General features: G+C 59.2%; 14 protein-coding genes. All 14 read right to left on the bottom strand.

Going from position 1 to position 16,208, the window contains the following annotated elements:
• Positions 1-20 precede the first annotated feature (20 nt).
• Complete coding sequence (locus MITSMUL_RS06455; protein WP_005841080.1) at positions 21-1,022, bottom strand: FecCD family ABC transporter permease; 1,002 nt, start codon at positions 1,020-1,022, stop codon at positions 21-23.
• Complete coding sequence (locus tag MITSMUL_RS06450) at positions 1,022-2,017, bottom strand: FecCD family ABC transporter permease (RefSeq protein ID WP_005841078.1); 996 nt, start codon at positions 2,015-2,017, stop codon at positions 1,022-1,024. Before MITSMUL_RS06450 ends, MITSMUL_RS06455 begins: the two co-directional genes overlap by 1 nt.
• Before the next feature lie 16 nt (positions 2,018-2,033).
• Positions 2,034-4,265, bottom strand: a complete 2,232-nt coding sequence (locus tag MITSMUL_RS06445; RefSeq protein ID WP_005841076.1) for a TonB-dependent receptor — start codon at positions 4,263-4,265, stop codon at positions 2,034-2,036.
• 311 nt (positions 4,266-4,576) lie between these two features.
• Positions 4,577-5,020: an Hsp20/alpha crystallin family protein gene (locus tag MITSMUL_RS06440; RefSeq protein WP_005841072.1), complete on the bottom strand. Its 444-nt coding sequence runs from the start codon at positions 5,018-5,020 to the stop codon at positions 4,577-4,579.
• A 325-nt stretch (positions 5,021-5,345) separates the two neighbouring features.
• Positions 5,346-6,350: a GGGtGRT protein gene (locus MITSMUL_RS06435; protein WP_040635636.1), complete on the bottom strand. Its 1,005-nt coding sequence runs from the start codon at positions 6,348-6,350 to the stop codon at positions 5,346-5,348.
• A 57-nt stretch (positions 6,351-6,407) separates the two neighbouring features.
• Positions 6,408-7,103 (bottom strand): iron-sulfur cluster assembly scaffold protein, encoded by a 696-nt coding sequence (locus MITSMUL_RS06430; RefSeq protein WP_005841066.1) that lies wholly within the window; start codon positions 7,101-7,103, stop codon positions 6,408-6,410.
• A gap of 119 nt (positions 7,104-7,222) precedes the next feature.
• Complete coding sequence (gene gpmI, locus MITSMUL_RS06425; RefSeq protein ID WP_005841065.1) at positions 7,223-8,752, bottom strand: 2,3-bisphosphoglycerate-independent phosphoglycerate mutase; 1,530 nt, start codon at positions 8,750-8,752, stop codon at positions 7,223-7,225.
• A gap of 33 nt (positions 8,753-8,785) precedes the next feature.
• Entirely contained in the window at positions 8,786-9,535 is a 750-nt protein-coding gene (tpiA, locus tag MITSMUL_RS06420) for a triose-phosphate isomerase (protein WP_005841063.1), read from the bottom strand.
• A 78-nt stretch (positions 9,536-9,613) separates the two neighbouring features.
• Positions 9,614-10,807, bottom strand: coding sequence for a phosphoglycerate kinase (locus MITSMUL_RS06415; RefSeq protein ID WP_005841061.1), 1,194 nt, complete (start codon positions 10,805-10,807; stop codon positions 9,614-9,616).
• Positions 10,808-10,915: 108 nt separating this feature from the next.
• A complete protein-coding gene (gene gap, locus MITSMUL_RS06410) occupies positions 10,916-11,938 on the bottom strand; it encodes a type I glyceraldehyde-3-phosphate dehydrogenase (protein WP_005841058.1) in 1,023 nt (340 codons plus the stop codon).
• Between the two features lie 280 nt (positions 11,939-12,218).
• Positions 12,219-13,619, bottom strand: a complete 1,401-nt coding sequence (gene scfB / locus MITSMUL_RS06405; RefSeq protein ID WP_040635634.1) for a thioether cross-link-forming SCIFF peptide maturase — start codon at positions 13,617-13,619, stop codon at positions 12,219-12,221.
• Between the two features lie 57 nt (positions 13,620-13,676).
• Positions 13,677-13,814 (bottom strand): six-cysteine ranthipeptide SCIFF, encoded by a 138-nt coding sequence (gene scfA / locus MITSMUL_RS12345; RefSeq protein WP_005841055.1) that lies wholly within the window; start codon positions 13,812-13,814, stop codon positions 13,677-13,679.
• Between the two features lie 72 nt (positions 13,815-13,886).
• Positions 13,887-14,663, bottom strand: coding sequence for a histidinol-phosphatase HisJ family protein (locus MITSMUL_RS06400; RefSeq protein ID WP_005841053.1), 777 nt, complete (start codon positions 14,661-14,663; stop codon positions 13,887-13,889).
• 8 nt (positions 14,664-14,671) lie between these two features.
• Positions 14,672-16,189 (bottom strand): Na+/H+ antiporter NhaC family protein, encoded by a 1,518-nt coding sequence (locus tag MITSMUL_RS06395; protein WP_040635633.1) that lies wholly within the window; start codon positions 16,187-16,189, stop codon positions 14,672-14,674.
• Positions 16,190-16,208: the final 19 nt, after the last annotated feature.

Below are 16,208 nucleotides of genomic sequence, written 5' to 3'. Positions count from 1 at the left end.
TTTCAAAATAGTAACGTGGATCAACCCTTGCTGCGCAAGAGGATGTAGAGGAAATACGGCGCGCCGATCAGCGAGACGACGAGGCCGACGAGCATCTCATCCGGCGCGATGATGATGCGCGCCGTGTAGTCCGCTGCCACGAGCAGGATGCCGCCTAAGAGCGCCGTCACCGGCAGATAGCGGCAGTGCGCCACGCCGACGAGGCGCCGGGCGATATGCGGGCAGATGAGGCCCACAAAGCCGATGCTGCCGCCGACAGCAACGCAGGATGAGGCGAGCACGACGGCCGCCATCAAGAGGACGAAGCGCGTGCGGCTCACGCGCAGGCCGAGCCCGAGCGCCGTCTCCTCGCGCAGGGCCAAAAGGTCGAGCGTCTCGTGGTTTGCGAGCAAGAAGAACAGAACGGCGAGCACGATGAAAAAGAGGATGTCGACATGCGTCCAGCTGTTGCCGAAGATGCTGCCGATGAGCCAGGTGTTGACCTGCTGGAAGCGCGTCGGATCGAGGCTGACGAGCAGCAGGATCTGTAGCGCGTGCAGGCCCGCTGTGACGGCGATGCCATTGAGGACCAGATTGTAGGTGCTCGTCATGCGGCCGCGCCGGTGCGAGAGGAAAAAGACGAGAGCTGCCGCTAGAGCCCCGCCGGCGACGGCCGCGAGCGGCTGCTGCCAGATGCCGAGGCCCGTCGCCGAAGAGCTGCCGTAGATCAGCAGCATGACCGCGAGCGCCGCGCCGGCATTGACGCCTAAGAGGCTCGGGCTCGCGAGCTCATTCTTGGAGATGGTTTGGAAGACCGCGCCAGAGACGGCGAGGCCCATGCCGATGAGCACGGCCAGGATGGACCGCACCATGCGGAAGTCAAAGACTGTCAGCCGCTCCTCCGGCGTGCCGCCGCAGAAGAGGCTGGCGAGCAGATGTTCCTTCGTGAAGTAGTGGAAGCCCGCCTGCAGGTGCAGGAAGAAGAGGCCGAGAAGCAGTGCCGCGAGTATGACAAATGTAGCGATGTAGTGCCTGTTTTTCATCAGCCCCGCACCTCCTTCCGGTTGGCCAGATAGAGGAAGAACGGCACGCCGACGAGCGCCGTCACGGCGCCGAGCGGGATCTCAAACGGCGGAGAGACGGTCCTCGCGACCATGTCCGCGACCAGCACGAGAAGTGCGCCCAAGAGGGCCGAGAACGGTACGACGAGGCGGTAATCGATGCCGACGATGCGCCGCGTGATGTGCGGCACGACGAGGCCGACAAAGCCGACAGGCCCCGCCACAGCCACAGCCGACCCCGCGAGAATCAGGACGGCAAGTCCCGCCCGCAGGCGGATGCGCGAGAGACTGCCGCCGAGGCCGATGGCCATGTCCTCACCGAAGGAGAGCAGTGTCACCGAGCGCGAGACGGACACGGCGAGGATGAGCCCCAGGATGGTCCAGGGCACGACGCCGAGGATTGCCGTCATACGGATGCCGCTGATGCCGCCGGCCGTCCAGTAGCTGAGCTCCTGCGCGACGTCGAAGAAGACGACGATCACCTGCGTGACCGCTAAGAATACAGCGCTGACCGCTGTGCCGGCCAGCGCGATGTAGACGGGTGTCAGGCCATGCTTGAGTGAGGCCAGCACGAGGATGAAGGCCGTCGCGAGCGCCGCGCCGAAGAAGGCGCTGACAATCGTCACCTGCAGCGAAGCCGCTGGCAGGAAGATCATCGCGAGTGCCAGGCCGAAGCTCGCCCCGGCATTGATGCCGAGGATGGACGGGCTGGCCAGCGGATTGTTCGTCACACCCTGCATGAGGGCGCCGGCCACGGCAAAGCTCATGCCGCAGACGAGCGCCGCCAAGAGGCGCGGCAGGCGCAGCGTCCAGACGACGAGGTCCGACGGCTCCTGACTGCCCGCAGACTGCAGGGCATTCAGCACGCCAGAGAGCGGGATGGCGCGCATGCCGACGGTCAGCGAGAAGAGCGCGAGCGCGCCGAGCACGGCAATCAGTACGACAGCCAGCAAGGCCACCCGTTTTGTGGATACCATTCTATCGCTCCCCTCGTCAGAAGTCCGCCGTCAGGGAGAGCAGGAAGGTGCGCGACTTGCCGAGGAAGACGCCGTTGTTCTGCAGGGCGCGCCAGTAGTTGCGGTTCGTGACGTTGTAGACGTCGCCGCGCAGCGTGAGCGGCACGCCACCCGCCTTGAACTTATAGCGCGCGCCGAGGTCCCAGGTCGCCCACGGCGAGACGCGGAAGCTATTGGCCTCGTTGGTGTAGGCCGAGCTGTTGTAGGTCAGATTCGTCGTCAGCGTCAGGCCCGGCACGGAGGCGATGTCCTGCTCGAGGCCCATAACGGCGTTCCAGCGCGAGGTCGCCGCGACGCGGTTGCCATCGTAGAGGCCGCCCGCCGTATTGCGGTACGTCGCATCGAGGAACATCAGTCCGCCCATGAGGCGCGTGCCCTTATGCGGCTCGCCGACGACATTCCACTCGATGCCGCGATGGCGCACTTCACCGCTCGGCGCATAACGGTTCGTCGCCGTGTCTTCGATGAGCGTCGGGGACTTGATAGCAAAGGCCGAGAGCGTCGTCGCCCACTTGCCGAAGTCGTACTTCGCACCGACCTCGTACTGCTTTGTCTTGAACGGTGCAAAGGCTTCGCCGTAGTTCGAGGCATCCGTATCCGTGACGAGAGAATCGCCGGCATCGAGGCCCTGCATGTAGTTGGCGTAGAGCGAGATGTTCTTCTGCGGCTTGTAGACGACGGCAAGGGCCGGCGTGAAGACCGACTCGTCGTAATGCGTCTTTTCCGCGCCCGTCTTCGTGTCGTAGGTGTCCACCTTGACGCGCTGCTCGCGGCCGCCGAGCACGAACTGCCACTTCTCATTCGGCGTCGTGATATTATCTGTCAGCGCGACGCCCGTGAACGTGTTCTCGTCGTTCTTCGGCTCCGACCAGCTGTAGGGATTCTCCGGCACTTGGAAGTCGATATCCCAGAGATTCGTCTTGAGGCCGGACTTGACCGTGCGATTGTTCATGTAGCGCGTGTAGTGGATGCGGTTCGCCCCCACCGTGAGCTCGTGCTTGAACCCGCCCGTGAAGAACTTGCCGCGCACGCCGACCTCTCCCGAGTCGGCCTTGTTGACCTGATTGTTGTACGAGTACTTCATCGTTGCATTGCCGAGGCGGTCCGAGAGCGAGAAGTTATTGTAGAAGTACTCCATCTTCGTGTTGCGCAGGCCGTACGAGAAGTAGCCCGTCCAGTCCTTGCTGAAGTCGTACTCGCCGTGCAGCATGCCGTACTGCTCATGGATGGAGCGGTAGCCGCCGTCAGCGCCGAACTTCGTGCCGCGCGGCACCTTGAACATGCTCGTCATCGTCGCAAGCGCCTTGCTGCCGATCGTCAGCTGGTACTGCTGGTCCGAGACCTTGTTGTAGACATAGCCGTAGTCGAAGCCGAGGCGGTAGCGGTCGCCCTTGTAGTCCGCACCGAGCGTGATGGAATCCGTGCGCATGTGCTCGTCGAACGACGTCTCGCCGTTGCGGTTCAGCACATTGATGCGCAGGCCGGCCTTCCCGTCATCCGTGCGGCGGCCGAAGTCGACCTGCTGCGTGAAGACGCTGTCGCTGCCGTACGAGATCTTGACGCGGTTCAAGGGCTCGCTGCCGGCGCGCTTCGTGATGTAGTTGATCGTGCCGCCAAGCGAGCCGTTCGGCGCGATGCCGGCAAGGATGGCGCTCGGTCCCTTGAGCACGTCGACGCGGTCCACGCCCTCGACGCCGCCGTAGAAGCGCGGCGCGATGCCGTAAAGGCCGTTGAGCTGGACATCCTGCTGCTGTGCTTTGAAACCGCGGATGTTCCAGGCGCTCGACACGCCCGACAGCGTCTGGTCGCTGACCGACGGGTCGTGGACGATGACGTCATCGACCGTCGCGACCTGATTGTCCTCCATCATCTTGTTCGTGTATCCCGTGATGTTGAACGGCACATCGAGCGTCGGGCGGTCGCCGAACACGCCGAGCTGAACAGACGTCGAGACCTGGCCGCCCGCATAGGCAGCCGGAGCCTCTTCTTCGTTTTCCGTCACCGGTTCCACAGGAGATTGCACAGGAGCCGGCTCTGCCTTCGTCTCTAGGGCTGGTTCCGCCGACTTCTCTGCATAGATGTCGCTCGAGCCGAAGTCGTAGACCTCGTCCTCCGCCGCTGCCATGGCCGGATGCATGGCCAGCGGTGAGACAATGGCCATGCTGGCCAAAGCCAGTGCAATCCTGCGGTACATGATACGTTCTCTCATACTACACCTCTTCTGATCCTTTGATGCTCTTATCCTCTGATTTTCGGCGGTATCTCTTGATATTCATTATCGTTGAATGAAAATCTTTTCTTATCTTATAGCCACTGATATCGATTGTCAATACAACTTGTTTAAATTAATTGAAATTAAATATCATTATAATGGCCATCCAAAAGGGTCCATGCAAAGATGATAATCACAAAAAAATAAAGAGCCGCAACTCCACTTTCGTGGAGCTGCGGCTCTTCATTCTATGTCGTAGAGAGAGTTATGAGGGAAAACTAGGTTCAAACGCCGATTCCCTGCCACGTTCAGCCGTTGATGCTGATCGTGTGCGAAGGCTCTGCCTTCTCAGTGAGTTTCGGCATGCAGACGGTCAGGACGCCGTCCTTGTACTCCGCCGTCGCTTTCGACTCATCGATGTTGTCGATGTAGAACGAACGGCTCATCGAAGTCGAGCGGCGCTCACGGCGTACGTAATTGCCCTTCTCGTCCTTCTTGTCGTTATCCTCTGCCGTCTTCGTGGCAATCGTCAGGTAATGGTCTTCATACGTCAGGGAGATATCCTCTTTCTTGAGGCCCGGCAGTTCAGCTGTGAGCTCATAGCTCGTGCCGTTATCCTTGACATCGACCTTGAAGTCCGGTGCCTTGAAATTCGTCAGGAACGGCTCGTCGAAGACATCAAACAGACGATCAAAAGCATTCTCTTCTTTCGCGAGATCTTTACGCGATGCAAATGGAACCAAACCAAACATAAAGCAAATCCCCTTTCTGCAACTTGCCGGAGTGGCACGCGGATGCGTGTTGCTGTCCGGGAACTCTTGAACTTCTTGATGAAGCCTCGGGCTCTCGTCCCTTTGGATCTCTCCTCCGGGGATCTCTCCCTCGCTTCAATTATCATTGTACCACAATTGGTCAAAATGTCAATAGGTCAAATGAACAAATTTTTTTTTGCGCGGCTGAACGCAAGACAGGGATACAAAGCAGAGAGCCGCAATCCTTTTGGATTGCGGCTCTTCTGCTGCCTGACAGCGCCCTTTTGAGCGCCGTCTCTCTATGCAAGTTTCCCGTCAGCGGGAATTATTTGTTCATTGCTTCCTGTACAGCAACAGCGACAGCGACCGTCATGCCGACCATCGGGTTGTTGCCTGCACCGATGAGGCCCATCATGTCGACGTGTGCCGGAACGGAGGAAGAACCTGCGAACTGAGCATCGCCGTGCATACGGCCCATCGTATCCGTCATACCATAGGAAGCCGGGCCGGCTGCCATGTTATCCGGATGGAGCGTACGGCCCGTGCCGCCGCCCGAAGCGACCGAGAAGTACTTCTTGCCCTTCTCGATGCAAGCCTTCTTGTAGCAGCCAGCGACCGGATGCTGGAAGCGCGTCGGGTTCGTGGAGTTACCCGTGATGGAGATATCGACATCTTCGTGCTCCATGATGGCAACGCCTTCCTGGACGGAGTCAGCGCCGTAGCACTTGACCTTTGCACGCTCCGGATCCGTGCCGTACTTGATCTCCTCGACGATGTTGAGCTTGCCCGTCTTGAAGTCGTAGTCCGTCACGACATACGTGAAGCCATTGATGCGGCTGATGATCTGAGCAGCATCCTTGCCGAGACCGTTGAGGATGACGCGCAGCGGGTTCTTGCGGACCTTGTTGGCCGTCTTAGCGATACCGATAGCGCCCTCAGCAGCTGCGAAGGACTCGTGGCCTGCGAGGAATGCGAAGCAGCCAGCATCCTCAGAGAGGAGCATAGCGCCGAGGTTGCCGTGGCCGAGACCGACCTTGCGGTGGTCAGCAACAGAACCCGGTACGCAGAAAGCCTGGAGGCCTTCGCCGATAGCCTTAGCGGCGTCAGCAGCCTTCGTGCAGCCCTTCTTGATGGCGATGGCAGCACCGAGCGTGTAAGCCCATTTTGCATTCTCGAATGCAATCGGCTGGAGATTTTCTACGATCTGATACGGGTTGATGCCCTTCTCGTCGCAGACTTTCTTAGCATCTTCAATGGAAGCCAGACCATACTGTTTGCAGACTTCGTTGATTTTATCAATACGGCGCTCATAGCCTTCGAATAATGACATTCTATTCATTCCTTCCTTTTACCTTGAAACTCGGAATCTCGTCACGCAGCGAGGATATTACTCTTCACGCGGATCGATGAACTTGACGCCGTCAGCGAAGCGGCCCTTCGTGCTCGTGTTGGCCTTGATTGCCTCATTGGCATCCTTGCCTGCACGGACAGCTTCCATGACTTTGCCGAGCTGTACGACTTCGTAGCCGATGATGCGGCCTTCGTTGTCGAGAGCGAGCTTCGTGACATAGCCTTCTGCGAGTTCGAGGTAACGCGGGCCCTTCTTGAGCGTGCCGTAGAGCGTACCGACCTGGCTGCGCAGGCCTTTGCCGAGGTCATCGAGACCAGCGCCGACCGGCAGGCCGTTGTCGGAGAATGCCGTCTGGCTGCGGCCGTAAGCGATCTGCAGGAAGAGCTCACGCATAGCCGTGTTGATGGCATCGCAGACGAGGTCCGTGTTGAGTGCTTCGAGGACCGTCAGGCCCGGAAGGATTTCAGCAGCCATGGCAGCGGAATGCGTCATGCCCGAGCAGCCTACCGTCTCAACGAGGGCTTCCTGGATGATGCCGTCTTTGACGTTGAGCGTCAGCTTGCAGGCACCCTGCTGCGGAGCGCACCAGCCAACACCGTGCGTCAGGCCGCTGATGTCCTGGACGTTCTTGGATTTTACCCATTTGCCTTCTTCAGGAATCGGGGCAGCACCGTGATGTACTTCCTGTGCTACGCATGCCATGTCTTCCACTTTCTGTGAATAAGCAATCATTGTTCGTATTCCTCTCTTTTCTAAAATATAATACTGAGGTGCATTCTCTCTGGGGCCAGCATTGAGGGCAGGGGCCCCTGCCCTTCCTTGCTCAAGGGAATGCTGCCTCTATCGCGCAATCAAAGCTCTACGAGGTTCTTGCCCGTCATCTCTTTCGGGATGTCGAGACCAGCGAGCGTCAAGAGCGTCGGTGCGATATCGCAGAGCGCGCCGTCCTTGACGGATTTGACGCGGTCCGAAACGACGATGAACGGCACAGCGTTCGTCGTGTGCTTCGTGAACGGCTGGTTGTTGACGTAGTCCATCATCTTATCGGCATTGCCGTGGTCCGCCGTGATGCAGACCTCGCCGCCGACTTCCTTGATGGCAGCGACGAAGCGGCCGACGCAGGAGTCAACCGTCTCGACAGCCTTGACGACTGCCGGGAAGACGCCCGTATGACCGACCATGTCGCAGTTCGCGTAGTTGAGGATGATGAAGTCGTACTTCTCGGAACGGATGGCCTCGCAGACCTTGTCCGTGACCTCGACGGCGCTCATCTCCGGCTTGAGGTCATACGTAGCGACCTTCGGGCTCGGGACGAGGATGCGGTCCTCGCCCTTGTACGGCTCCTCGACGCCGCCGTTGAAGAAGAACGTGACGTGCGCGTACTTCTCCGTCTCAGCGATGCGGAGCTGCGTGAGGCCGTTGTCCTGGATGATCTCGCCGAGCGTCTTGTCGATGTGCTCCGGCGGAAAAGCGACCGCTGCATTCATGCCGTCCTCGTACTGGGAGAACGTCGCGAACGGGATCTTGAGATCCTCATCGCGCTCGAAGCCGTCGAACGTCTCATCGACGAACGCATGCGTGAGCTGGCGGGCACGGTCCGGGCGGAAGTTGAAGAAGATGGCGCCGTCGCCGTTCTTCATGCCCTCATAACCCTTGACGACGAACGGCACGACGAACTCGTCGTTGACGCCGTTCTCGTAGCTTGCCTTGAGGCCGGCTACCGGGTCGTCTGCTACGACACCCTCTGCATGAGCGATGGCCTCATAGGCCTTCTGCTCGCGGTCCCAGCGATGGTCGCGGTCCATTGCGTAGTAGCGGCCGGCGACCGTCGCGATCTTGCCGACGCCGATCTCCTTGCACTTTGCCTCGAGCTCCTCGAGGTACGGCTGTGCGCTCTGCGGCGGCACATCGCGGCCGTCGAGGAAGGCGTGGACGTAGACGTCCTTGACGCCCTGCTGCTTTGCCATCTCGAGCAGTGCGTAGAGGTGGCCCTGATGGCTGTGTACGCCGCCCGGGGAAACGAGGCCGAGCAAATGGACAGCGCCGCCATTTGCCTTGGCATCCTGCATGATCTTGACGAGGACTTCGTTCTTGAAGAAGTCGCCGTTCTTGATGTCACGCGTGATGCGCGTGAGCTGCTGGTAGACGAGGCGGCCGGCACCGATGTTCGTGTGACCGACTTCCGAGTTGCCCATCTGGCCGTCCGGCAGGCCGACGAATTCGCCGGAAGCCTGCAGATGGCTCGTGTTGTAGTTTGCCATGAGGCCGTCGAGGACCGGAGTCTTCGCAGCTTCTACGGCATTGCTCTTGTCGAGCTTACCACCGAGACCGCAGCCATCCATGATGATGAGTGCGACCGGTGCGTGTTTGATCTTTGCCATTGTGGATTATTACTCCTTCTAAAAGGAACCGAATCAGTAGTTGACGATCTCGCTGAAGTCCTTAGCCTTGAGCGATGCACCGCCGACGAGGGCGCCATCGACGTTCGGCTGCTTCATGAGATCCTTGATCGTAGCCGGCTTGACGCTGCCGCCGTACTGGATGCGGATGCCGTCAGCTGCTTCCTGGCCGAATTCTGCTGCAACCGTCTTGCGGATGTGTGCGCAGACTTCCTCAGCCTGCTCGAACGAAGCCGTCTTGCCCGTGCCGATTGCCCAGATTGGCTCATAAGCGATGACAAGCTGAGCGACTTCTTCCGGCTTGAAGCCAGCGAGAGCAGCCTTGACCTGGCCTGCGACGAAGTCGAGATAGACACCGGCTTCGCGCTGCTCGAGGGACTCACCGCAGCAGATGATCGGCGTGATGCCAGCAGCGAAAGCAGCATGAGCGCGCTTGTTGACGCCCTCATCCGTCTCGCCGAAATAACCGCGGCGCTCGCTGTGGCCGAGGACGCAGTAGTCTACGCCGATCTCGTTGAGCATGCCCGTGGAGATCTCGCCCGTGAAGGCACCATGGCTTTCCCAATGGACGTTCTGTGCACCGACGTGGATGTTCGTGCCGAGTGCTGCGTCAGCGACAGCTGCGAGAGCCGTAGCCGTCGGGCAGACGACAACCGTGACCTTGGCGTCCTTGACGAGCGGAGCCAGACCGCGGACGAGGTTCTTGCCCTCGACGATCGTGTTGTTCATCTTCCAGTTGCCTGCAATGATCGGAGTTCTTGCCATTTTTGAAATACCCCCTAATGCTGTATCAGATGGTGCAGAGGCCCGCCCTGCGGGCCCCTCACCTAAACCTTGCGTATCTTATTTGTCAGCCAGTGCTGCGATGCCCGGCATCTCTTTGCCTTCGAGGAACTCGAGCGTAGCGCCGCCGCCCGTGGAGACGTGCGAGATCTTGTCCGTCAGGCCCGTCTTCTTGAGGGCTGCAACGGAGTCGCCGCCGCCGACGATGGAGATAGCGCCGTTTTCCGTAGCCTTGGCGACAGCCTTAGCAACAGCGAGCGTGCCTTTTGCAAAAGCATCAAACTCGAATACGCCCATCGGTCCGTTCCAGATGACCGTCTTAGCGCCTTCAAGAGCCTTCGTGTACTCTTCCGACGTCTTCTCGCCGGAATCGAGTGCCTGCCAGCCATCCGGTACTTTGTCGACGTCAACCGTCTTCGTGTTGGCATCGGCAGCGAACTTGTCGGCAATGACGAGGTCGACCGGCAGGACGACCTTGACGCCCTTGTCTTCTGCTTTCTTGAGCAGCTCACGAGCGAGATCGTACTTGTCCGGCTCGCAGAGGGAATCGCCAATCGGCAGGCCCTTGGCTGCATCAAACGTATGAGCCATGCCGCCGCCGATGATGATCGTGTCGACCTTGTCGATCATGTTGCTGATGACGCCAATCTTATCGGAGACCTTGGCACCGCCGATAATGGCGACGAACGGATGCTGCGGGTTCTCGAGCGTCTTGCCGATGTAGTTGATTTCCTTTTCCATCAGGAAGCCAGCGACCGTCTCGATGTACTTCGGAACGCCTGCGTTCGAAGCATGAGCGCGGTGGGAAACACCGAAAGCATCGTCGACTGCGAGGTCGCAGCCGGAAGCGAGCTGCTTCGCGAACTCAGGATCGTTCTTCTTCTCTTCCTTGTGGTAGCGGAGGTTCTCAAGCAGCAGGACTTCGCCCGGCTTCAGCGCAGCCTTTGCGGCGTCTGCCTCAGCGCCGACGCAGTCGGATGCCCACTTGACATCGCGGCCGAGCAGCTCGGAGAGGTGCTTGACGAGGTACTTCGTGGAGAACTTGTCCTCGCGAGCCTCGGTCGGGCGGCCGATGTGGCAGGCGATGACGAGAGCTGCACCGTGATCGAGCAGGTAGTTCAGGGTCGGCAGCGTGCGGACCATGCGCGTATCGTTCGTGATGTTCATCTTGTCATCGAACGGGACGTTGTAGTCGACGCGGACGAATACTTTCTTGCCGTTTACGTCAATGTCTTTGATGGTTTTCTTGTTCATCGTAAAACCTCCAAGGTCTTTTTCTCATAAAAAATGAGGTCCGGCCCAAACAAACGGCCGGACCTCAAGAGATCTTCTACTGTATTCAGTTGAGAACTCTTAATTCAATTACTTTACTTCCTCAGCGAAGTACTTGATCGTGCGAACCATCTGGCTCGTGTAGGAGTTCTCGTTGTCGTACCAGGAAACAACCTGTACGAGGGAGTTGCCGTCGCCCGTGTGGGAAACCATCGTCTGCGTAGCATCGAACAGGGAGCCATAACGCATGCCGACGATATCCTTCGAAACGATCTCGTCTTCGTTGTAGCCGAAGGACTCCGTAGCAGCAGCCTTCATAGCAGCGTTGATGCCCTCAACCGTGACTTCACCCTCAACAACAGCGTAGAGGAGCGTCGTGGAGCCCGTCGGGGTCGGAACGCGCTGTGCAGCACCGATGAGTTTGCCGTTCAGATCCGGCAGAACGAGGCCGATAGCTTTAGCAGCACCCGAGGAAGCCGGAACGATGTTCTCGGAAGCAGCACGGCTGCGGCGGAGGTTACCCTTGCGCTGCGGGCCATCGAGTACCATCTGGTCGCCCGTGAAAGCGTGGATCGTCTGCATGATGCCGCTCTTGATCGGAGCGAACTTGTTCAGAGCGTCAGCCATCGGAGCGAGGCAGTTCGTCGTGCAGGATGCAGCGGAGATAACTTTCGTGCCAGCCGGGATCGTCTTGTGGTTCGTGTTGAATACGATCGTCGGGAGGTCGTTACCAGCCGGAGCGGAGATAACAACTTTCTTAGCGCCTGCTGCGAGGTGAGCGGAAGCCTTCTCTTTGGACGTGTAGAAGCCCGTGCACTCGAGGACAACATCAACATCATGCTTAGCCCAAGGAATGTCTTTTGCATCGCGCTCAGCATAGATCTTGATCGTCTTGCCCTTGACCGTGATCGTGCCAGCTTCGTCATCAGCCGAAACCGTGTCAGCATACTCGTATCTGCCCTGGGAAGAATCGTACTTCAGCAGGTATGCGAGCATGGACGGCTTCGTGAGGTCGTTGATAGCGACGACTTCATAACCCTCAGCGTCGAACATCTGACGGAATGCGAGACGACCGATACGGCCAAAACCATTGATAGCAACTTTTACTGCCATTTGAAAATTACCCCCTAAATAGTCTTAGAAGTTTCAGTTCTTACAGGTCTAATGATACAATAAACGCAGTCCAAATGTCAATGGTTTTGGCATAAATTGAACCAATTACAGTCGCGCTAAAAATGTCTATTGCCAGAATTTTCCACTTTAAATTTATAACAAGAGATTTCCCCCGCGGAATGCCTTTGAACGCTGATAAACAATAGGAAGTCAACCGCTTCTATACAAAAAGCTGACAAGCATTTTTGCTTGTCAGCTCGCTTATCATACATAAATTGTATTAATACTTCTGCTCCTCTTTCTCCATCTTCTCAAGGGCCAGCAGGGCCTGCACGAGGATGGCGCACTCGAGGCGCTTTTTCTGGATCTCGCAGCCGACTTCGTAAGGCTCACGGATGTCGCCGTGGAAGAGGTCGGCATTGGCATGGCAGCCGCCCGAGCAGAAGAAGCGCGCCCAGCAGTCGCGGCACTTCGGCTTGTTGAGCACATGGCTCTCGCGGAAGTACTGAGGAAGCTCCGTGTTCGTGATGCCCTCGTAGATGTCGCCGAGCTTGTAGCCCTCGCGGCCGACGAACTGATGGCACGGATAGAGGTCGCCGTTCTCCGAGACGGCAACGTACTCATGGCCGGCACCACAGCCCGAAAGGCGCTTGGCGACGCACGGGCCGTTCGAGAGGTCCATGTTGAAGTGGAAGAACCAGAAGCCCCGGCCCTCGCGGTGGCGCTTCATGTAGGCCTCGGTCAGGCGGTCGTACTCCTCGCGGATGCGCGGCAGGTCTTCCTCCGTGAAGCCGAGCGGGCTGTCCTTCATGACGACGGGCTCGACCGAGAGGATATTGAAGCCCTCGTCGACCATCGAGAGGACGTCCTTCGTGAAGTCCATGTTGTTATGGGTGTAGGTGCCGCGCAGGTACGTGTAGACGCCGCGGTAGTCCCAGTCGCCGCCCTTGCGGCTCGCGATGCACTTCTTGAAGTTCTTGACGATGCGGTCGTACGTGCCGTGGCCGCCCGCATCCGGGCGCATGGCGTCGTTGACTTCCTTGCGGCCGTCGAGGGAGAGCACGAGCGAGAAGTCGTTGTCGTTGAGCCACTTGATGTTCTCGTCATTGAGGAGCATGCCGTTCGTCGTCATCGTGAGCTTGAACTTCTTGCCCGTCTCCTTCTCGCGCTGGCGGGCGTACTCCGTCACGGCCTTGACGGTCTTCATGTTCATGAGCGGCTCGCCGCCGAAGAAGTCGACCTCGCAGTGCTTGCGCGGGCCACAGCTCTCGATGAGGAAGTCGATGGCGCGCTTGCCGACTTCCGGCGTCATGACGGCGCGCTCCTGGCCGTAGCTGCCACCGTCGCCGAAGCAGTACTTGCAGCGCAGGTTGCAGTCCTGCGCAACCATGAGGCAGATGGACTTGATGAGGCCCTTCTGCTTGAACGTCGGCGGCACATCGATGTCCGGCGCGAAGAGCTCGCCCATCTCCATGAGTTCGTGGAGCTCCCCGAGCGCTTCGCGGAGGTCTGCTTCCGGATAGACGTCCTTGAGCGCCGCGACGACTGCCTCATCGTTCGCGCCGTCGAACGTGTCCATCATGTCGTAGATCATCTTGTCGATGACATGGACCGCACCGCTGTTGATGTCGAGCAGGATGTAATGGCCGCCCTGTTCGAATTTATGGATTTTCGCTTTCATCGTTACTCCTTTGATAGCAAAAAAGCCTTCCCAGATGGGAAGGCTCTTCACGAAACATTATTTCTCGCAAACCTGATTGCCTACCGTGCAGGAAGTCTTGCAAGCAGACTGGCAGGATGCCTGGCACTCGCCGCAGCCGCCCGTCTTGAGCGAAGCCTGCATCGAAGGTTTGTTGACCGTCTTGATGTGTTTCATCGTCAGCCCTCCTAACTAGATAAAATCATATCTCTCTTTATTTTATCTGTTTTCGCCTGTATTCGCAAGAATTTATTTTGTGCAGGCCACCATGCGGCGCTCCACAAACGTCACGATGGCGAGGTCCGCCATCGCTGCGAGTTTCTCGGCCGCGCCGAAGTTCGCGCCGATGGCAGAGGCCGTGTGCGCGTCGGAGCCGAGCGTCACATAGCGGCCGCCGAGCTCGCGGTAGCGCGTGTAGACGGGCATGAGCTCCTTGCAGGCCGTGCGGCTCCCAAGGCGGCGCGTGTTGAGCTCGAGGACGGTGTCCGTCTCGATGGCCGCGCGCAGAATGGCATCGATGTCCTCCTGGAAGGTGCCGTAGGAGACCTCGGGATTATCGTAAGGCGCATAGCGCGCGATGTAGTCGATATGGCCGAGCACGTCGATGTGCGCGCCGTAGCGGCGAACATTCTCCACCATAAGCGCGTAGTAGCGATGAAACGCTGCCTCTTTGCTCTTGCCCTCGTAGTAGGCCGGGTAGTAGATGTCCTGCCCGTCGACGATGTGCTGCGAGCCGATGACGATGTCAAACGGCGCCTGCTGGAGGAAGTTGCAATTGCCCTCAAGGATGGACTCGTTCATGCCGATCTCGATGCCGAGGTGCAGGCGCTCGCCGCGATAGGGCTCATAGGCCTGCCAGTAAGCCTGCGGATCGAAGGTGAAGTCCATCTCGCCCGGGTAGTCGAGGTCGAGGTGCTCGGTGAACGCGAGCCCGACGCCCGCCTCCCGCGCCTTCTCGATGGCATCGGCCGCCTGCATCTCAGAATCCGCCGAAAAGGCGGTGTGGCTGTGGCTGTCAAAGATCATCGTGCACCTCAGTCTTTCTCCGCGTCGATGACCGGGACTCTCGCCCGGATGATGACCATCGCGATGGCGAGGCAGATGATGCCCGTCAGGAGGCCGAGCCAGCCGTTCTCCGTCAGGCCGTCCACGATGTAGCCGAAGAAGCTGCAGGTAGCGACGACGCCGACGTACGGCAGCTGCGTGCTGACGTGGTCGATGTGGTGGCACTGGGCGCCGGCCGAGGCAAGGATGGTCGTATCAGAGATCGGCGAGGCGTGGTCGCCGCAGACGGCGCCTGAAAGGACGGCCGCCACGCAGACGACGAGCATGCTCGGGTCATTCATGCCGAGCACGGCGATCGCGATCGGGATCAGGATGCCGAACGTGCCCCACGACGTGCCCGTCGCAAAGGCGAGACCCGAGGCCACGAGGAAGAAGATCGGCGGCAGGAACATGATGATGGAGGCGTGCGTGCTGACGATTGCGCCGACGAAGCCGCCGAGGTTCAAGTACTCCTTGCTGCAGATGCCCGAGAGCGTCCAGGCCAGGCAGAGGATGAAGATGGCCGGCGTCATCGCCTTGAAGCCCCAACCGAAGCTGTCGCAGAACGCGTTGAAGGAGATGATGCGGCGCGGCAGGTAGAGGAAGCCCGTGAAGACGAAGGCGATGAAAGAGCCGAGCACGAGTGACTTGGCCGAATCGCAGTTCGCGAATGCCTCGGCGATCGTTTTGCCCTCGTGGATGCCGCCCGTGTAGAGCATGCCGTAAACACAGGCCGCGATAAGCACGATGAGCGGCAGGATGAGGTCGAGGATCTTGCCATGGCCGAGCTCCATGTCAGCCGACTTCTGCTCTGCGTCCGCATATTCCTTCGGGATGACGAACTTCTTGCTGTTCTCGCGGATGCTCTCGCCCATCGCCGCAAAGTCGCGGGCCGTCCAGATGATGAAGATCATGAAGAGGATCGTCAGCCAGGCGTAGAGGTTAAACGGGATGGTCTGCAGGAAGAGGCTGAAGCCGTCGATTGTGCTGTCCTCCGGCAGCGAGGAGCCGACGGCGGCCGCCCAGCTCGAGACCGGCGCGATGATGCAGACAGGCGCTGCCGTCGCATCGATGATGTAAGCGAGCTTCGTGCGCGCGACCTTGAGCTTGTCCGTGACCGGGCGCATGACGGTGCCGACCGTCAGGCAGTTGAAGTAATCATCGATGAAGATGACAATGCCGAGAAGGGCCGTCAAGAGGAGGGCGCTGCGCTGCCCCTTGATGGTCTTCGAGGCCCACTCGCCGTAGGCGCGCGTCGCGCCGGAGCGGCTGATGGCCGCGACGAGGATGCCGAGGATGACGAGGAAGACGAGGATGTTGACGTTGCTGCCGACCTTGTCGGACATGACCGTGAACATCGTGAGGATGGATTCGAGGATGTTGCCGCCCGTGAACAGCAGGGCACCGGAGAAGATGCCGATGATCAGGGACATGTAGACCTCTTTTGTCCAGAGCGCCAGCACGATCGTGATGACCGGCGGCAGGATGGACCAGGCTGTTGCTGCCATTATCATACCTACTTTCTTG

Origin of the sequence: Mitsuokella multacida DSM 20544 (assembly GCF_000155955.1) — a bacterium.
GTDB lineage: Bacteria > Bacillota > Negativicutes > Selenomonadales > Selenomonadaceae > Mitsuokella > Mitsuokella multacida.
This window is presented reverse-complemented; position numbering and strand designations above follow the sequence as displayed.

Excerpts from the sequence above, each read along its gene's own strand:
- MITSMUL_RS06450 (WP_005841078.1), bottom strand. The coding sequence starts at position 2,017 with ATGGTATCCACAAAACGGGTGGCCTTGCTGGCTGTCGTACTGATTGCC.
- gpmI (WP_005841065.1), bottom strand. The coding sequence starts at position 8,752 with ATGGCAAAGATCAAACACGCACCGGTCGCACTCATCATCATGGATGGC.
- MITSMUL_RS06395 (WP_040635633.1), bottom strand. The coding sequence starts at position 16,189 with ATGGCAGCAACAGCCTGGTCCATCCTGCCGCCGGTCATCACGATCGTG.
- MITSMUL_RS06430 (WP_005841066.1), bottom strand. The coding sequence starts at position 7,103 with ATGATTGCTTATTCACAGAAAGTGGAAGACATGGCATGCGTAGCACAG.
- gap (WP_005841058.1), bottom strand. The coding sequence starts at position 11,938 with ATGGCAGTAAAAGTTGCTATCAATGGTTTTGGCCGTATCGGTCGTCTC.
- MITSMUL_RS06445 (WP_005841076.1), bottom strand. The coding sequence starts at position 4,265 with ATGAGAGAACGTATCATGTACCGCAGGATTGCACTGGCTTTGGCCAGC.
- MITSMUL_RS06435 (WP_040635636.1), bottom strand. The coding sequence starts at position 6,350 with ATGTCATTATTCGAAGGCTATGAGCGCCGTATTGATAAAATCAACGAA.
- MITSMUL_RS06400 (WP_005841053.1), bottom strand. The coding sequence starts at position 14,663 with ATGATCTTTGACAGCCACAGCCACACCGCCTTTTCGGCGGATTCTGAG.
- MITSMUL_RS06440 (WP_005841072.1), bottom strand. The coding sequence starts at position 5,020 with ATGTTTGGTTTGGTTCCATTTGCATCGCGTAAAGATCTCGCGAAAGAA.
- scfB (WP_040635634.1), bottom strand. The coding sequence starts at position 13,619 with ATGAAAGCGAAAATCCATAAATTCGAACAGGGCGGCCATTACATCCTG.
- scfA (WP_005841055.1), bottom strand. The coding sequence starts at position 13,814 with ATGAAACACATCAAGACGGTCAACAAACCTTCGATGCAGGCTTCGCTC.
- MITSMUL_RS06455 (WP_005841080.1), bottom strand. The coding sequence starts at position 1,022 with ATGAAAAACAGGCACTACATCGCTACATTTGTCATACTCGCGGCACTG.
- tpiA (WP_005841063.1), bottom strand. The coding sequence starts at position 9,535 with ATGGCAAGAACTCCGATCATTGCAGGCAACTGGAAGATGAACAACACG.
- MITSMUL_RS06415 (WP_005841061.1), bottom strand. The coding sequence starts at position 10,807 with ATGAACAAGAAAACCATCAAAGACATTGACGTAAACGGCAAGAAAGTA.